Below are 17,133 nucleotides of genomic sequence, written 5' to 3' on the forward strand. Positions count from 1 at the left end.
ATAATAGATGAGCAATTTCCAGGCCAATTTTTCAACACATTACCACTCTTCGCGCATATGGCTTAGCACATAAGGCATTGAAGATTAGATATAGTTGAAAAGGGTCAAATCTTTCGTTTTACCAAAAGCCAGTTGTGAAGCCTGCAACGCACGTGAATTTTCATTAAATTCAATCACCGCTTCTGCGTAATCGAGATCTTCAAAGTTACTTTTTGATTTCGCTAAACTGATTTTGAAATCTTCATGCTGTTCTTGTTGAATATCTAAAGTGCTCAAGCGTGCACCGACATCAGTACGCACTTTATTGAGATGAATAAAGGCGGCATGAAACTCTTCCGTAATTTGGTGCAGTTTCGCTGTCGTCGACGCATCCGAGACGGAGCCTTGCGAGAGCTCAATCGCATCTTTATAGCTATCAAATAAGGTAAAGGTTGAACGCGGCTCTAGGCTTAACACATCACCTTTCGAAATTTGCCCTTTTACGTGCACCGTCAGATCTTGATATCGAATGCCTTTTTGTGGATCAAACTCATCGGCCTGTACCACGCTGCCATCTTTCTCTAATTGGTAACCATATTTGCCGTTAGCCATATCAACAAATGTCACGGTATAGCGCGATGTATCATTCGAGTCTAAATTGGTTGCGCGCTCGAGCAGTAACTCTGAACCTTCGTTTAATTGATAGTTTGGTTCGTAGTTACCAAACGGGTTATCAATCTCCATAAACACTTTATTACCCGGATTATTGAACGGGATCTCTAAGCTGTTGGAGATACGCATTTTGCGCTGATAATCATCGCCGGAATAAGTCACGTTACTGGCATTATCTCTAAAGAAAGGCTGATTCTTCGGCTTGGTTCCAGCAAACATGTAGTTACCGGACTCATCTTGCGTATTTGCTAGTTCAATTAAGTTGTTGAACATCTCTTGCAGCTCACGCGCTTTCGCTTCTCTATCTTCTGGAGAGAATGAGCCGTTAATCATTTCCATGACCGTACGCTTTGCCTCATCGGTCGAGCTTTCCGCATTGGCAATGATTACTTCTTGATGTTCTAAGCGGTTTCGAACCAGCACGATTGCATCAAGATATTGGCGTAATTGCTCTTCTTGCTGCCCTACTTTTTGGATGTAATGAGTGGCTAATGGACTATCGCTGGCCGAAAGCAACTTCTTACCCGACGCTAGCTGCGCTTGGTTATGATGGATCTTTGATTCTTGACGGCGCATATCGTTTTGCACCGATTGATAGTTATGGAAGCTCGATATTCTGGTTAACATTTATCGCCTCCTATCTCAGCTGCAAAATCGTGTTGAAAGTATCATTAGCCACCTGCATGATGCGTGAGGAAGCCATATAAGCTTGTTGGAACTTCATCATGTTCGCGGCTTCCTCATCAAGGTTGACTCCGGAAATGGACGCAATGCGCTCCTGCGCTGACTCTTTTTCAAGCCTGGCCACGTCACTTAAGCGTGACGCGGTGGCCAGCTGCAAACCAAAATCAGTATTGAGATCGTGATAAACCCCGAGCACGGTCGTTTCACCGTCGTTGAGTTTTTTCTCCGTTTGAATTTGCTGCATCTTACGTAAATTGCCGTTATCACCTTCTGAGGGGACAAGGTTTGCCGTAAATTTATCATTGGGTAGCGCGCCAGCCGTCAATTCAAACGTTGTACCAAGCACAGTAATCGAATTCGATGGTGGGTAGGCCTGTGGTTCTAGCAGCACGTTGCCTTTGGTATCCGTGACCGCAAATTGATCGCCCGTTGGTGAGATCACCACTTCAAATTCACGCAACCCACCTGCCGATAAAATATTAAATTTTGCCTGCCCTTGGGCAAAAGTGGTGGAGGCTTCATAACTTTGTGCGGCAATGGCTGTCGGATCGTTGGTCGCCATTTTCATAATAGCGGCACCATTACGCGTTGGACGCAGCAATATGCGCTCCCCTGCTTGAGGGGCGTTGCGAATCTCAACTCGCATTCCATCTAAAAATAAACTGCTGCCAACGACCGGAACGTTAACCCGCTCGCCCGTTGGCTTTAATACGGTATAATTGCTGCCGTTGTACTGTAGGGAGTATTCACCACTTTTCAACGCTGAAGTATCTTCGATATAGACCGCCATATCGGCTTTTGAATTGCCAGCGATGATCGCTCGCGAGCGGGCATTGACTTCAGAGTTCACATCCGTAAACAACGCTCTTCCCACATTGCCACGTAAGTCCAAGCCTTGTGATTGCAACTTGTTAACTTCATAAGAGAAAGATGTTGCCATGCGGCCAAGTTCATCCATTAGGTAAGGAATGTGCTTATCTCGCATCGTAAACAGCGCACTTAACTTACCGCCAATATCCTCAGTGGTAATGGTCTTGATCCCTTTGCCTTCAATCATGGCCAAGCGGCGCTGACTCACATCAGGATAACCATCAACCATCTTCATTTGGCTGGCTTCTGTACCTGAGACGAGCGTGTGCCCGCTCCCGATATGGATGTTAAACCCTTCAGCATTTTTACGTGGCGTCACGGTGACCTTGGTGTATTCAGACAACTCAGCCACCAATTTTTCATGCTGGTCCATTAAGTCATTGTGAGGACCAGGAGTGCGCATCATTAAGCGTTGTAAATCTCGCAGCTCAAGCGCCAATTGGTTAATACGCTCAACGGCAACATCTAGCCCTTTGTTGGTCGCATCAGATTGGCGGCGAATATTTTCGTGAAAATCATTCATGTTTTGAGTGATCAGATCCGCTTTCTCAAGTACAACTTTACGCGCACCTACATCATTCGGGCTGTCGGCGAGGGTTTTAATCGCATCAAACCATTCGTTTAAGTTTTCAGGGATTTTTTTCGAGGCCACTGACGACAATAACTTTGAAAGCATGTCTAAATTTTCTTCGTCGTCACGCTTAAAAGAAAAGCTGGTGGTAGATAGGTTTAATTCATTAACGGCAAATTGATCCCATGAGCGGCGAACTTTTTCCACATGTACGCCCATACCGTAGGTTTCACCACCGTATTGGCGAGGCGTATTGGTCCCTTGGATCACAGACTGACGGCTGTAACCTTCTGTATTAACATTAGAAATGTTATGACCTGTGGTGCTGAGTTGTCTCTGAGCGGTAAGTACACTTTGGGTACCTAGATTCAGAAGATCCGACGCCATACTGCCCCCGAAAACCTAATCAAATCAGTGGTTACTGAATATCTAAGTTAGTAATTGCAATATGTATGCCAAAGGAGTTTTAAAGAGGAGGTTAGACAAAATAAAGGAAAGATAAAAGCCAGCAAGGCTGGCTTTAGAGGGGTTATTCCATTGCTTCAATTTGAGATTTTACTCTCAGCACTTTTTCAGCATAGTACGGGTCCGTCGCGTAACCAGCAGCGTGCAGGCCACGAATGAAAGACTCATCGCTGCCATTATGGTTCAGCGCCACGGTGTAGCGGGGATTGTCATTGAGAAAACGAACATAGTCATTAAAACTGTCTTGATAATTTCCATAAGAACGGAACGCAGCTTTTTCCATCACGGGTGTATTATCATGATATTCAAGAGTTTGCGTCGCCACTTTCTCACCTAACCAACTTTTATCCGCTTTGATGTTGAATAAGTTATTACTGCTACCACGAGCATTTTGAACAACTTTTTGTCCCCATCCGGTTTCTAATGCCGCTTGAGCAAGTAGCAGTGAAGAGTCAACACCTAATGCCCGCGCTGCTTTTTCAGCATAAGGTTTCATTGAAGCCACAAACGCTTGCGGCGAATCAAATCGACTCGATTCGACCTTGCTAGGTTCGATCGTCTCTTGCGTTGAGAGGCGGCGGTTGTTACTGCGTTCTATACGGCGCATGGCTTCTTGGAAACCATCTTGCGTCGGGTCGGTTATTGCTGGATCGTTTTTCGAGGTGCCGTTAGCCTGACTGAGCTGCGCCACAATCATATCGGCAAGCCCTAAAGAACCGGAGGCACTGAGCTCGCTCGACATTTGTTCATCAAGCATTTGTCGATAGAAATCTTCGTTTTGGCTGTTGAACATCTCAGATTTAAAATCGGCATTGGCGTCGCGCATCGATTTGAACAACATTGAGGTAAAAATCGCTTCAAACTGTTTGGCTGCGGCCTTGAGCGCCGCTGACTCGCCTTCTTTATCGCCGGTTTTCGCTTGCTGACGTAGCTTATCTAAGCTAGCAATATCATGAATAAAGCCAATATCATTGGGATTATTAATCATCTTCCTCTCCTAGATAATGATCAGTTGGCCTTCAATCGCGCCTGCTTGTTTCAATGCTTGCAGAATCGCCATCAAATCTGAAGGGGCTGCGCCCACTTCGTTGACCGCGCGCACTAAATCATCCAAGGTCAAACCCGGTTCAAATTTAAACATTTTACCTTGTGCTTCAGACACTTCTATTTGGCTATTAGGCACCACAGCTGTCTGACCACCCGCTAACGCATTGGGCTGACTGACATTCAAATTCTCTTTAATGGCAACAGTCATACCGCCGTGTGTCACCGCAGCAGGTTTTAAGCGCACATGCTGGCCGACAACAATGGTACCAGTTCGAGAATTAACGATAATTTTGGCTGAGCCATCCGCTGGATCAAACTCAACATTTTCGATTGCAGAAAGAAACGCGACGCGCTGCCCAACATCTCGCGGTGCACGGATACGTACTGACGTTGCATCAACCGCGGTCGCCATCTCTGGGCCTAAGAAGTTATTCACTGCATCTGCCATACGTTGCGCTGTGGTGAAGTCAGATTCAAGCAAATTGAAGGTAATAAAATCGCCACGGCTAAAAGGTGTTGGTACTTCGCGTTCCACCATAGCGCCGCCTGAAATCAGGCCAACCGTTGGGTTATTGCCGACAATTTTAGAACCATCAGCACCGGTGGCACTAAAACCACTGACCACTAAATTACCTTGGGCCACGGCGTAAATTTGACCATCCAACCCCTTAAGGAAGGTTTGCATTAGAGTGCCGCCGCGTAAACTTTTAGCAGAGCCGATAGAAGAAACGGTGACATCGACACTTTGACCTTGCTTGGAAAACGCCGGCAATTCGGCCGTGACAATCACGGCGGCAACGTTCTTTGTTTTCGGTTTAGTGCCCGGCGGCAATTGAATGCCGAAATTTTGCAACATGGCGTTAAAACTTTGGTCGGTGAACGGTGTCGATTCACCCGTTCCCGGTAGCCCAGTGACTAGACCATAACCCACTAATTGGTTACTCCGCACGCCCGCAACTTGAGAGACATCTTTGATACGGGCCGCTTGTGCATGGGTTGCGATGAGCAACAGACTTAAAACAAGCAGGGTGAATTTTTTCATGGTCTAGTACCTTAATTTCTACGTTTCTTTACGCCAGAACTCCGGCGTTACAGAGAGACATTAAAGAATCGTGCCAAGAATCCAGGTTCTTGCATATCTTGATTGGTGCCTGTGCCTGAATATTGGATGCGTGCATTAGAAATACGAGTAGAAGCAATGGTGTTGTCAAAGTCGATATCATCGGGACGAATGGTACCGCTTAAGCGAATGTATTCATCGCCAGTGTTCAGTGTGAGCCATTTTTCACCACGGATGACTAAGTTGCCGTTGGCGAGTACTTCAATCACTTCAACCGTGATCGAACCAGAAATACTGTTACTTTGGTTGGCTGCAGAACTGCCATTGAACTTGTTGTCATTTTTCAACGCATAAGAGAAATTGTAATCACCCACAGTGAGATCTTTACCGCCGACAGCGAGTGGATCCATAGACGCATCATTGGATTTGGATAGATCCGCATCAGCACTCTTGGCCGCTTTAGTACTTTCATCAAGATTGACGGTAATAATATCGCCAATGCCACGCGGTTTTGAATCATCATAAAGACTGTTCATTTGTGCCAAATTAAACAGTGAACCAGTTTCTGCGGCATAATGTTCCGGTTTCTGTTTTGGGTGGATAGGGGCCCAAGCAGGATCACCGGCTACGGGATCGGAACGCTTACGCATTGAGTCCAGTAAACCAGAACCTTCTTCTGCAGACTTATCCCCTTCAACCGCGTCCACCACGGTTGTACCTTGAACCACTTCAGGAGTATCGACCGGTGGCGGCATTAACGAGCAACCAGACAAAGCAGTAACCAATACAAGACTCAATAGACGTTTCATCGCAGCATTCTCTTAGTTAATGATTAGAGTTGTTGGTTCACAAAACTCATCATCTTATCGACTGCTGAGATGACTTTTGAGTTCATTTCGTAAACGCGTTGCGCTTCAATCATGTTGACCAACTCTTCTGTGACGTTCACGTTAGAGGTTTCAAGCATGGATTGACGAACATCACCGAGGCCGTCAAGCCCTGGCACCCCTTCTTGTGGATCACCACTAGCACCGGTCGGTAGATACAAGTTTTGACCAATCGGCTCTAGACCGCCTGGGTTGATAAAATCAACCGTGGTAATTTGTCCAACCACTTGGTTATTTTGCTGGCCACGAAGCCTAACTGACACTTCACCATCATTACCGACAGTAATAGAGATTGCATCAGGTGGAATAACAATTTCCGGCTCTAAATTATATCCAGCACCGGACGTCACAATCGCCCCTTCGTCGTTGAGGGTAAATTGACCATTGCGGCTATAAGCGATATTGCCATCTGGCATCAGGATTTGGAAAAAGCCGTCACCTTCAATCATCATATCGAGGCTATTGGTCGTGGTTTGTACGTTGCCGTGGGTATGCACTTTTTGTGTTGCCACGACTTTAGAACCCGCACCAAGCATCAAACCGCTTGGCAGTTTGGTATTTTGCGAAGATTGACCGCCCGGTTGATTAATATTTTGATAAAACAGATCTTCAAATACCGCACGACCCTTTTTAAAACCAATAGTCGAGGCGTTCGCTAGGTTGTTTGAGATAGTGGCAATATTGGTTTGTTGGGCATCAAGCCCGGTTTTACTTACCCATAATGCAGGTTGCATAGTAATCTCCTTTAACGCTTATCAGCTCATACGAAGTAATGAGTCGGACGATTTGTCCATCTCTTCTGCGGTGCTCATCATTTTGACTTGCATTTCAAACTGACGTTGTAGCTCAATCAAGCTAGTCATCTCACCCACCGCATTGACATTACTGCCTTCCAGCGCACCTTTTAATAGCTTTACGCTAGCATCTGCTTCGAATGCTGCATTAGGATCTTTAGCACGAAATAAACCATTCGTATCTTTGTATAGGGATTGATTATTGGGTCGAACCAGTTTAATTCGGCCTACCACTTCCATCGCATCGGCTGGAGCGCCTTGCGGACGAACGGAAATAGTACCGTCATTACCGATTTCTACTTTACTCAATGGAATAGGTAGAGTGATTGGCGCGCCCGTTCCATCTAGCACTAGATGGCCGCTACCATTTATGAGCATGCCATTTTGGTCAATGCTTAGGTTGCCACTGCGGGTTAACCCCTCTTTGCCGGTTTTATCCATCATGGAAATCCAACCGTCACCTTGAATGGTGATATCGAGATCGCGCCCTGTGGTAATGACACTGCCTTGCGCAAAATTATGTCCCGGACGTTCTGTCATGCTAAACACGCGGCTCGGTAACCCTTCGCCATAAGCTTGCATTGAGCGAGCTTGCGCCAAATCAGCACGGAACCCCGTGGTACTGACGTTTGCTAAATTGTTCGCTCTTAATTGCATGGCTTGCATGTTTTGCTTTGCGCCACTCATGGCGAGAAACAGTGCGCGATCCATAATCTGCTCCAATAATCATCGTTCGATCATTAAAAGCAATTGACGTGCCAACTTATATTTAAACCAAAAATCAATAGGTTAAATGCAATTGTACAAAAAATAAGGAGGATATAACGAAGATTGCCGCGAACAGATGGCAACAATACCAAGCTAACATTGCCGCTAACTTGGTATTGCCATTGATGACGTTAAAGGAATTAACGGATCTGCAGTATGTTTTGTTGTAGCTGATTGTGAACTTCAAGCGCACGCGAGTTCGCTTGGAAGTTACGCTGAGCAGAAATAAGATCCACCAGCTCTTGAGTCATATCAATGTTGGATTGTTCAATAACACCATTGCTGATGGTACCAAATGAGCCTTTGTTTGATTCACCCCAAATTTTATCACCGGAGAATTGAGTCGAATCCCACTGCGTACCGCCTTTTTTATCTAAGCCTTGTTCATTGGCTACGCGGACAAGCCCCACACGTCCTAGAATGGTATTTTGACCATTTGAGTAAGTGGCTAGCACACTGCCATTTTCATCGAAATCGATCTTCGTCAAAAAGCCCGTGGTTGCGCCATCTTGTACAAATTTAGTCAACTCAAATGGAGCGGCAAATTGCGTAGCCGAATCGAGACTGAACGACAATGTTTGGTTGGCATCAGCACCGTTGAGTTCAACTGGGTTTGCCCCCAAACCTAAAGGCTCGGTTACAATTTGCTGACCATTATTCATGCTGGCTAGCGTACCATCATTATTAAACTTCATGGTATGCCCAATATGACCCGTCGGCGTAGTAGCATCACCACCAACTACATTGATTGGTTTTTCACCAGTTTTATCCGTCACGGTGTAATAGGTTTGCCATGTGTTAGCTTGCGTCTGATCTTTGAGGTAATAGGATGTCAACTTATAAGGCTGACCCATCGAATCGTAGATCGTAGATGAGGTGGTACGGTTGTACGTCTCAGGATCAGTAATATCAAATAAGGTTGGGTCTTTTAACTTACCATTAGCTGGCAAGTTCGCGCCAAGTTCAACATTGGCTGTCTGTTTAGGTTTACCAAACTGAGCAGGAATATTGATAGGTTTTGGCTCATACGAAAGAACATCACCAGTATCAGGGTTAACATCATAGCCAAGCAAAAACTCGTCATTTGACGTTACCATGTAATCATTTTTATCGAGGTGGAAAGCACCATTTCTGGTCAACTCATTTTGTTGAGGCGTCAGCTTATCTTTCGCAACCGCAAAGAACCCCGTTCCCGCAACGCGCAAGTCCATCGGGTTATTAGTATAAATACTGGAACCTTCGTGGAATTGTTGTGCCACTTTGTTCGCCTGAACACCTTGACCAGGAGTGGTTTTGGAGTTGGTAAACAATGAGGTTGAGTAAACATCACCAAACTCAGCACGCGACTCTTTAAAACCAAAGGTATTCGCGTTAGCAATGTTGTTACTGGTGGTGTTCAGATCTAACTGAGCTGCGGATAAACCGCTTAATGATATATACGACATTCCAAAATCTCCTATCTAGCTAGCATATCTACTCTATAAAGAGTTACGCTTTGCCAACTTCTAGTACTTCAGCAAGTTTAACTGGCGATGTAAATCCAGCCAGATTGAGCAGTACGTTACCATCACCTTTACCCAGCAGAACGCTATTGACGTTTGCGTAAGTCGATACCGCAAACTCTTTGCTTTCTCCATCGAGCAAACCCGAAGCTTTCACTTGGTATTTGCCGCCCGGCAATGGATTACCGTTTTGATCGTTACCGTCCCATTCAACGCGATTATCACCGGCTGATTTAGCCCCGACATCAAAGGTACGAACCAATTGTCCAGCTTCATTCTCTATTCGGACAAACAAGTTCTCTAAACTTTGAGGAAGTTTGACCATCGCAGCCATCCCAGCACCCTCTTTTTTGATCCCTGCCGCTCCCGGTACTAACACATCACGGCCAACCAGTGATGAAGCCTGTAGAGCTTGGTTGGATGTCATCGACGAGTTGAGACTCTCAAACTGAGTGTTCATTTTGCCGATACCATCAACTGTGGCAAATGACGCCATTTGGGCGATCATCTGGTCATTACTGACCGGTTTAAAAGGATCTTGCTGAGCCAGTTGTTTGGTGAGTAACGATAGGAAGTCTTCTTGTTTAAGATCTTGCTTCCCCGTTGTCTCTTCTGTTTTCTTTTGGTCTTGAAGACTTTTCAGCTGGTCAATATAAGACAAGCCGCTTTGACCAATATTATTTATTCCGGCCATACGCTACCTCCTTATCCTATTGACCCATCTGCAGCGTGCGCAGCAGCATTTGTTTACTTGCATCAGCCACCTGCACGTTCGTTTGATAAGAACGAGAAGCCGAAATCATGTTAGCCATCTCTTCCATCACATTGACATTAGGCTTGTAAATATAGCCTTCATCGTTAGCAAGTGGGTGATCTGGGTTATATTCTGCGTTAAGCGGTTTATCGCTTTCAACAATACCTAATACTTTTACAGGTACATTATGATCACGGTTATAACGCGCTTTACTTAACTCTGCACCAAACACCGCGTGACGCGCTTTGTAAGTATCTTTCGCCGAACTACTCACACTATCCGCATTGGCTAAGTTACTTGAGGTCGTATTTAGACGAACAGATTCAGCACTCATTGCAGAACCAGTCACATTGAACACATTAAATAAGCTCATCTACTTATTCCCCTTTGATTGCTTTCGTTAAGTTCTTGAATTTACTTCCTAAGAAGTCCAGTGAGGCTTGGTGTCTGATCTGGTTTTGCATAAACAAGTTACGCTCTAAATCTACGTCCACCGTGTTGCCATCACCCGTATCAGGTTGAGTCGGAATTCGATAGAGACTCTCGCCAGTTACTTTCGTGGAGGCAGATATATGCCGACCATCCGTACGGCTAAGACCAATGCTTGCCCCTGAACTTGCCGCCTGCAATGCTTTTTGAAAGTCCATTCCTTTTGCTTTAAAGCCCGGTGTGTTCGCCTGTGCAATATTGGTGGAAATCACCTCAGCATTGCGCTCACGTACACCAACCGTGTGTTGGTGAATACCTAATGCGTTATCAAAAGAAATAGCCATGTTTGCCTCTACACTAAAAACTGACTGTTACTACTCATATTAAAAGCAATTAACGTACCAACTTAAAAAAACGAACCGTGTTTAAAACAATTTTATCTAAATAAGAATCCGTCGAAATGTAAGCAAAATATACGCCGCTTTATCCACTTGTCGCCCACAACTTCAGTAAATCTCACCAATCAAAACGAAATTAGGGGAAAGAAAAAGCCCAGCAAAAGCTGGGCAAGTAACTAAACGTAAGCAAGTAACTCAACGTAAGAATGTGGCTATTTGAGTTTATAAATGATGCCAGGGTTACAACGAACCATTTCAAACTTATCGGTCAATCCTGTCAGTGACTCCGATGCGCCGAGCAATAAGTAGCCACCGGGGTTTAAGCTACTAGCCATTTGATTTAATACTTTCGACTTCATATCAGGTGAGAAATAAATCAAAACGTTACGACAGAAAATAATATCGAATTTACCCAATAAGGCATAGCTCTCCATTAAGTTCTGAGGACGGAAGTTAACTAAACGCTTAACGTTATCTTTGATTTTCATTCGGCCATCACCAGCATCCTCAAAAAAGATTTTGCGACGCTCCGGTGATAACCCTCTGCCAAGTGCTAAATTGTCATAAATCCCCGCTTTACACATATCCAGCATGCTGGCAGAAATATCCGTCGCGGTGATGGCTACGCTCGGCAACATACCCGGCTTGCGCTGTTGAGTTTCCAGCACCGTCATCGCCATTGAGTAAGGCTCTTGACCTGAAGAGCTTGCCGCTGACCAAATTTTTATAGGGCGTTTATTTGCAGCGACCTCGGGTAATAGACGTTCCGCTAAAACGGTGAATGGGTAAGCATCACGGAACCACAGTGTTTCGTTGGTGGTCATGGCATCGACCGCTGCAACTCGTAGCTCACGGTTTCGCCCCGTAACCACATCACGTAACAAGTCAGAAAGAGAGGTTAACTTGAATTTAGCAACCAGTGGACTTAAGCGACTTCTCACTAAGTACTGTTTGCTATCTCCAAGTACAATCCCGCACTGAGATTCCAAAAAACGGCTGAAATCGCGATATTCTTGATCGCTTATAGTTATAGCAGTCATTAATTTCTCTTTAGTTAACTAGTGCAGCTTTCACCGCATTCCCAAGCTCATCAGGGTTGAATTTAGCAATGAATGAGTTTGCACCCACTCGCTCAACCATGGCTTGGTTAAAAACGCCGCTCAGTGAAGAGTGAAGAATAACGTATAGATCTTTCAAATCTGAATTTCTACGTATCTCTGCTGTTAATGTATAGCCGTCCATTTCAGGCATTTCAATATCAGAGATCACTAAAGATATTTGATTGTAAATTGGCCCTTCTGCTGCCATCTCGATCAATTTTTCATACGCCTCTTTACCATCTTTAACCGCAACGACTTCAAAACCTATCGATTCTACTGCTCTTTGAACCTGTTTACGCGCAACGGTTGAGTCATCGGCAATTAAAATTCGACGGATGATCTCTTTTTCTGTTTCTACTTGGGCGATCGATTCACCAATCGATGAATCCATTGTCTCATTAACCGGAGAAATCTCTGCCAAAATTTTCTCTACATCGAGAATTTCTACCAATTCGTTATCAATATTGGTGACTGCGGTTAAGTAGTTATCTTTGCCTGAGCCATCTGGTGGAGGGAGAATGGCTTCCCAGTGCATGTTTACAATTCGATCCACCGAGCTGACCAAGAAAGCTTGGATAGATCGGTTGAATTCAGCAATGACCACAAAACACTTATCAAGGTCCGCGGTGGGACGTCCGCCCACGGCCAAACTCAAATCAATGACAGAAACGGTTTGACCACGAATATGAGCAACACCTTTGACTAGGCGATGTAAATTGGGCATCAAAGTTAACTTAGGGCACTGGAGCACCTCTTTAACTTTAAATACGTTGATACCATAACGTTGCCGTCCCATTAGACGAAACGTTAAGAGTTCTAATCGGTTTTGACCAACGAGTTGCGTACGCTGATTCACAGAATCAAGAATACCCGTCATAAGCTCATCTCCATCTCAAACTTTTATGCAAAAAAGTGGTAGTCTACTACAGGCTATGAAGAAACCAGAGAAACAGAATGATGCATACAAAAATATGTTTACATCTACTTTCCATAACTAAGTGTAGAGCTTTCTATAGAAATTTTTATCTCTCTATCGGCTTTTTATTGTTTTTCTTTAATTTTTCTCTTCATTCTGCCACTTTGCCGCAAGTTGAAGCCATTCAACAAGCTGCGGAACAACATGTTTTAGAAACTATTGAGTGGCCTCCCAGCGGGGAGTTAAACGTAAAAGCGGCAAATGTTGATGACCGAATTTATGCCACCGACTGCCCCACACCGTTATCGACCTCTTCCTCATCCAGTAATGGTTCTGCAAGTAATATCACAGTTCTGGTTGAATGCATTGAAGATAACTGGAAAATTTATGTTCCTGTAAGACTGACCATTTCACTGCCACTTGTCACCGTTGCCGTACCCATTTCTCGTGGGCAGCAAATTACGCAGCAAGATGTCTTGATTACAATGGTAGACTTACACCGCTTTAGACGACAAGGTTTTTCCGATATAAATCGTATCGTCGGAGCTAAAGTGAAAAAAAACATGCGTATTGGCGATGTCGTTGAGCAAGATGATATATGCGTCGTATGTCGTAATGAAAACGTTATGATTCAAGCAGTCAAGCAGGGAATGATCATCACAACCAAAGGAACCGCTTTAAGTGATGGTATTTTTGGTGAGCAGATAAAAGTGAAAAATGATAAATCAAACCGTATAATAGATGCACAAGTAACCGGTATTGGCGAAGTCACGGTTCAATTTTAACGCTTTCATTACACTTCTAAATGTGTTTACGTTGTTAAGAAAGTGAAACAGAAAAAAAAGCTAAAGTAATCACAAGCACCGTCGATATTGACTGTACAGGTTTCCATTATTATTAATAAGGCTCACATATGGCAGGTATTGATAACATACGTTCGGGGCAAACATTAACGACGACAAATCGTAGTAATGCTCGTACTGAATCGAATGCATCTCCATCGACATCCGGCTCGGTCACTCGTTCACCTCAAAATCAAGATGCGGTATCACTTAGTACCCAAGGTAAGGCCATTGGTGAAATGCACAACCAAATGGTATCTCAGCCAAGTTTTGATAGTGCCAAAGTCGCTGCAATTAAAGATGCGATAGCCAATGGCTCATATAGAGTCGACCCAGAAAAGTTGGCTGATAATATGATTAAATTTGAAAAAGAGTTGGGTGGTTTTAACTAGCCCTACTTTTGACTAATTAAGGCAACATACAATGGCTGTATTAAAAGACTTAGTCGATTTCCAATTGAAAAATGCACTAGAACTCTCTTCGCTACTTGAACAAGAAAAGTTAGCAATTACGAGCCGTTCATCAAGTGAAATCGAAGCTATTGCCAAACAAAAGATGACCTTAGTTGGACAACTCCAACAAACTGACCTCCGAATTGCGAAACATCCTCATGTCGTGAGCCTGACTGAAGATGTACTCCTGTCGCAAATCGTTGATCAAATTCGTTCCATTGTTCACGATTGCCAGCAAGCAAACCTTGTTAATGGTGAGGCGCTACAACGTGCACAACTCAGTTTTAATAAACTCAATAATTTGATGCAGCAAAGCCACGGAAAAATTGGCATGACGTATAACGCTGGTGGGCAAACCCACACTGTGTCCACTTTAGGGACCAATATTAAAGCGTAATCAACATGCAGCTGAGCTACTAAACTTTTAAGCTGAAACGAATTAAACAGAAAAGCGGCAAACTTTGCCGCTTTCTCGATCTGGAGAGAAGGAAGATTTAGAAGAGTGTTTGTTGACGTTTTTCTGGTACTTGCTGAACTTCGCCGTAGTCACGCAGTTTATCCATCTTACGGATATCGAGACGTAACTCAGTGACATAACTGTCACCCACCTTATAACTGCGGACCACTTCTGCTCCGCGGATAACACCATCAACCGCTCCCGACGTCAGCTCTGTGCCCAATCGCTGATCTTGTAATTCAGCACGACCACTCACTCGCATTCCATAGACTTGCTCTGCCAGTTCGCGATAAGCATCGATTTTAGAGGCACGCATTGCACGGACTTGCTTTTCATCCACACTACGCCCAGTTTGCTCACTGATATTGGCATAACCTACCGCCGTCAACCATTCATCAGCGCGCATGGTTTGCAATGGCTGGCAACCCACCATCATGATAGTCACTAGAAGTAATAGCCATTTTTTCATTGGTTTCTCCTATGGACGCAAGATAACAGTATACGGCTGCTTAATCGTAGGGTCAGAGCGAATTAACACACCATCTTGTGTACGGATACTGTTGAGCGTATCAAGATCACGACCAATACGATCGGCAGGCAAGAAGCCTTGTGCGGTAGCAACCACAACACGAGACTGCATTCCCACAACACGAGCATTGACTAATACACCGCCTTCTTGACGAAGCATTGTCCCTGTCAGTATGTATTGGATTTCTTGCTCTTGAGCGAGGTCTTTCCAGTCACGACTGAAAGCAAAATCACCTTGCTGCGTTACCTGAATCGAGCCTGTGGTTTTGAAATCAACCACTTTAAATCCTCGACGCTGAAACTGATGGATAAATCCTTCAGAAACCGAGTTACCCAACCAGTTAGTCGCGTCCATACTTTGCAGGTCCACAAACGATGTTACAGCAATAGGAGTGCGAGCAGAAACACTAGTATTGGACACCATCAAATCTTCTGTCATGCTTTCAACAAAGAAGTCCAACGTGTGACGTGGGCTCTCCATTAGCATAAACTGTGAACCATTGTATGGCTCTTTACCGTTATAAATCGGGGCGTAGGCACAAGCAGTTAACAAAACTGCTGGCACTATTGAAAGCCATTTTTTCATTCTCTTATCTCCAGATATACTGAGGCAATCTTGATTCCAAACTTCAGATTAAAAAACTTGGAACACTCTTTGCTTTTCAAAACTTGTTACACTTTCAAAACGCACTGCCTACATCAGCTAAGATTTTAAAAGCAAAATTTATACCCAACTGGTAAATAACAATGAAAAAAATTATTTCTGTTTTATTTTCAATATGTTGCACCATTACCTTTTCTCAGGCCGTTAATGCTGCTTGGTATGAAGTGACCGGATCGTCAGCCATTGTTTCCTCAGAGGAAGTCGCTCGCCTCAATGCATTGGAAGATGCCATCTATAAGGCGGTAAACTTTGCCGGGGCAGACATCGGTAGTATCAGTAACTTGCGACCACTGCTGGAATCAGACCGTAAAGAGTACCAGTTTACTAACCATGAAGTACGCTATGTGTTAGTCGAAGAGAATAAAACACGTCGGGGAGTGATGTATGTTAAAGCTCGAATTGATATTTATCCTTCGGCAACAGGTTGCCACGTTAGCCAATATAAGAAAACGTTTTTAGTGGGTAACATTGATCTTGCATCGCCACAACAGGCGGTTATGGGGCAAATTTACAGTGTGGGAGATGATTTTGCACAGGTACTCAACCGTCAACTCGATCAAGAATCTCGCAGTTTTGTGTCGGTTGGCACCACAGATTATGCAATTGAAAAACAGCACCCAGAACGCTTAACCATGATTGCAGAGGACACGGGGGCACAGTACATTTTGGGGGGAACCATCATCGATTTAACTGCCACGATAGAGCAAAAATTACTCGCCGATGATGTGATTAACCGTCAATTTGCTATGCAAATCCAAGTGTTTGATGGCAAAACAGGCCAAGAAGTCATGACTAGGCATTATAGAGAAGTCGCTAAATGGCCCTTCGCCAAAACCAGTCAGATAGATACGCGCAGTGCACGTTTTTGGTCTTCAACCTTTGGCAGCATGATGCTGCGTGTCAGCCGAAATATCATGCTCGATCTTGAATCGGAGCTTTCATGTAAAATAACTCTCCCCGAGGTTGTGGCTAAATATGGTAATACCATCACGATAGATTTAGGACGTGTGCATGGCGTTAAAACCGGTGACCAATTGCAGTTGTGGCATACAGGTTCATTCATTGATCAGAAAGGGCTACCACGAAATAAAGTGACTCAAAGTGATATTACCCTTACGGTTACTCGCGTCTATGAAAACGAAGCAGAGCTGAGTGTTGATCAAGAAAATCTCGCCTCTAGCATACAAATTGGCGATGTTATGCACAAACAGCTTTAATTTTCGTTTTAACTAGTTAACTTCACAAAATTATTGAGTAAACTAGCCCTCCTTGCTCCCGTAGCTCAGTAGGATAG

19 protein-coding genes are annotated in these 17,133 nt (G+C 44.3%); 4 read left to right on the forward strand and 15 right to left on the reverse strand.

The window, feature by feature from the left end:
- Positions 1–84 precede the first annotated feature (84 nt).
- The 13 genes from flgL to AACQ17_RS14830 all read right to left on the reverse strand — a co-directional run bounded on the left by flgL (position 85) and on the right by AACQ17_RS14830 (position 12,857).
- The gene (gene flgL, locus AACQ17_RS14770; RefSeq protein WP_013856259.1) at positions 85–1,278 is read right to left on the reverse strand and encodes a flagellar hook-associated protein FlgL; all 1,194 of its coding nucleotides are present in this window, start codon (positions 1,276–1,278) and stop codon (positions 85–87) included.
- Positions 1,279–1,288: 10 nt separating this feature from the next.
- Complete coding sequence (gene flgK / locus AACQ17_RS14775) at positions 1,289–3,163, reverse strand: flagellar hook-associated protein FlgK (RefSeq protein WP_017045945.1); 1,875 nt, start codon at positions 3,161–3,163, stop codon at positions 1,289–1,291.
- A 142-nt stretch (positions 3,164–3,305) separates the two neighbouring features.
- A complete protein-coding gene (gene flgJ, locus AACQ17_RS14780; protein WP_013856257.1) occupies positions 3,306–4,229 on the reverse strand; it encodes a flagellar assembly peptidoglycan hydrolase FlgJ in 924 nt (307 codons plus the stop codon).
- Between the two features lie 9 nt (positions 4,230–4,238).
- On the reverse strand, positions 4,239–5,330 hold the full coding sequence (locus AACQ17_RS14785) for a flagellar basal body P-ring protein FlgI (protein ID WP_013856256.1): 1,092 nt from the start codon (positions 5,328–5,330) through the stop codon (positions 4,239–4,241).
- Positions 5,331–5,377: 47 nt separating this feature from the next.
- Positions 5,378–6,157 (reverse strand): flagellar basal body L-ring protein FlgH, encoded by a 780-nt coding sequence (flgH, locus tag AACQ17_RS14790; protein WP_017045947.1) that lies wholly within the window; start codon positions 6,155–6,157, stop codon positions 5,378–5,380.
- Between the two features lie 23 nt (positions 6,158–6,180).
- The gene (gene flgG / locus AACQ17_RS14795) at positions 6,181–6,969 is read right to left on the reverse strand and encodes a flagellar basal-body rod protein FlgG (RefSeq protein WP_010319379.1); all 789 of its coding nucleotides are present in this window, start codon (positions 6,967–6,969) and stop codon (positions 6,181–6,183) included.
- Between the two features lie 21 nt (positions 6,970–6,990).
- A complete protein-coding gene (gene flgF, locus AACQ17_RS14800) occupies positions 6,991–7,740 on the reverse strand; it encodes a flagellar basal-body rod protein FlgF (RefSeq protein ID WP_026027903.1) in 750 nt (249 codons plus the stop codon).
- 197 nt (positions 7,741–7,937) lie between these two features.
- Positions 7,938–9,242: a flagellar hook protein FlgE gene (gene flgE, locus AACQ17_RS14805; RefSeq protein WP_026027395.1), complete on the reverse strand. Its 1,305-nt coding sequence runs from the start codon at positions 9,240–9,242 to the stop codon at positions 7,938–7,940.
- Between the two features lie 43 nt (positions 9,243–9,285).
- Positions 9,286–9,993, reverse strand: coding sequence for a flagellar hook assembly protein FlgD (flgD, locus tag AACQ17_RS14810; RefSeq protein WP_013856252.1), 708 nt, complete (start codon positions 9,991–9,993; stop codon positions 9,286–9,288).
- A gap of 16 nt (positions 9,994–10,009) precedes the next feature.
- The gene (gene flgC / locus AACQ17_RS14815) at positions 10,010–10,426 is read right to left on the reverse strand and encodes a flagellar basal body rod protein FlgC (protein ID WP_010319383.1); all 417 of its coding nucleotides are present in this window, start codon (positions 10,424–10,426) and stop codon (positions 10,010–10,012) included.
- 4 nt (positions 10,427–10,430) lie between these two features.
- Positions 10,431–10,826: a flagellar basal body rod protein FlgB gene (gene flgB / locus AACQ17_RS14820; protein ID WP_013856251.1), complete on the reverse strand. Its 396-nt coding sequence runs from the start codon at positions 10,824–10,826 to the stop codon at positions 10,431–10,433.
- Between the two features lie 266 nt (positions 10,827–11,092).
- Positions 11,093–11,920, reverse strand: coding sequence for a protein-glutamate O-methyltransferase (locus AACQ17_RS14825; protein ID WP_013856250.1), 828 nt, complete (start codon positions 11,918–11,920; stop codon positions 11,093–11,095).
- A gap of 10 nt (positions 11,921–11,930) precedes the next feature.
- The gene (locus tag AACQ17_RS14830; RefSeq protein ID WP_013856249.1) at positions 11,931–12,857 is read right to left on the reverse strand and encodes a chemotaxis protein CheV; all 927 of its coding nucleotides are present in this window, start codon (positions 12,855–12,857) and stop codon (positions 11,931–11,933) included.
- Positions 12,858–12,934: 77 nt separating this feature from the next.
- Here AACQ17_RS14830 and flgA point away from each other — a divergent pair, with 77 nt between their 5' ends.
- The 3 genes from flgA to AACQ17_RS14845 all read left to right on the forward strand — a co-directional run bounded on the left by flgA (position 12,935) and on the right by AACQ17_RS14845 (position 14,587).
- Positions 12,935–13,681, forward strand: coding sequence for a flagellar basal body P-ring formation chaperone FlgA (flgA, locus tag AACQ17_RS14835; RefSeq protein ID WP_013856248.1), 747 nt, complete (start codon positions 12,935–12,937; stop codon positions 13,679–13,681).
- A 128-nt stretch (positions 13,682–13,809) separates the two neighbouring features.
- Positions 13,810–14,130, forward strand: a complete 321-nt coding sequence (gene flgM / locus AACQ17_RS14840) for a flagellar biosynthesis anti-sigma factor FlgM (RefSeq protein ID WP_013856247.1) — start codon at positions 13,810–13,812, stop codon at positions 14,128–14,130.
- 31 nt (positions 14,131–14,161) lie between these two features.
- Entirely contained in the window at positions 14,162–14,587 is a 426-nt protein-coding gene (locus tag AACQ17_RS14845) for a flagella synthesis protein FlgN (protein WP_017043109.1), read from the forward strand.
- A gap of 97 nt (positions 14,588–14,684) precedes the next feature.
- Here the strand turns inward: AACQ17_RS14845 and flgP are convergent, their stop codons facing one another.
- Both flgP and AACQ17_RS14855 read right to left on the reverse strand, forming a co-directional pair.
- Positions 14,685–15,116, reverse strand: coding sequence for a flagellar assembly lipoprotein FlgP (flgP, locus tag AACQ17_RS14850; protein WP_017043110.1), 432 nt, complete (start codon positions 15,114–15,116; stop codon positions 14,685–14,687).
- A 9-nt stretch (positions 15,117–15,125) separates the two neighbouring features.
- Positions 15,126–15,761 (reverse strand): FlgO family outer membrane protein, encoded by a 636-nt coding sequence (locus AACQ17_RS14855; protein ID WP_013856244.1) that lies wholly within the window; start codon positions 15,759–15,761, stop codon positions 15,126–15,128.
- A gap of 161 nt (positions 15,762–15,922) precedes the next feature.
- Between AACQ17_RS14855 and AACQ17_RS14860 the strand changes: the two genes are divergently transcribed.
- Positions 15,923–17,056, forward strand: coding sequence for a flagellar assembly protein FlgT (locus AACQ17_RS14860; protein WP_094147365.1), 1,134 nt, complete (start codon positions 15,923–15,925; stop codon positions 17,054–17,056).
- The last annotated feature ends 77 nt before the right edge of the window (positions 17,057–17,133 follow it).

Source organism: Vibrio sp. V10_P2A27P122 (assembly GCF_963874335.1).
Lineage (GTDB): Bacteria > Pseudomonadota > Gammaproteobacteria > Enterobacterales > Vibrionaceae > Vibrio > Vibrio anguillarum.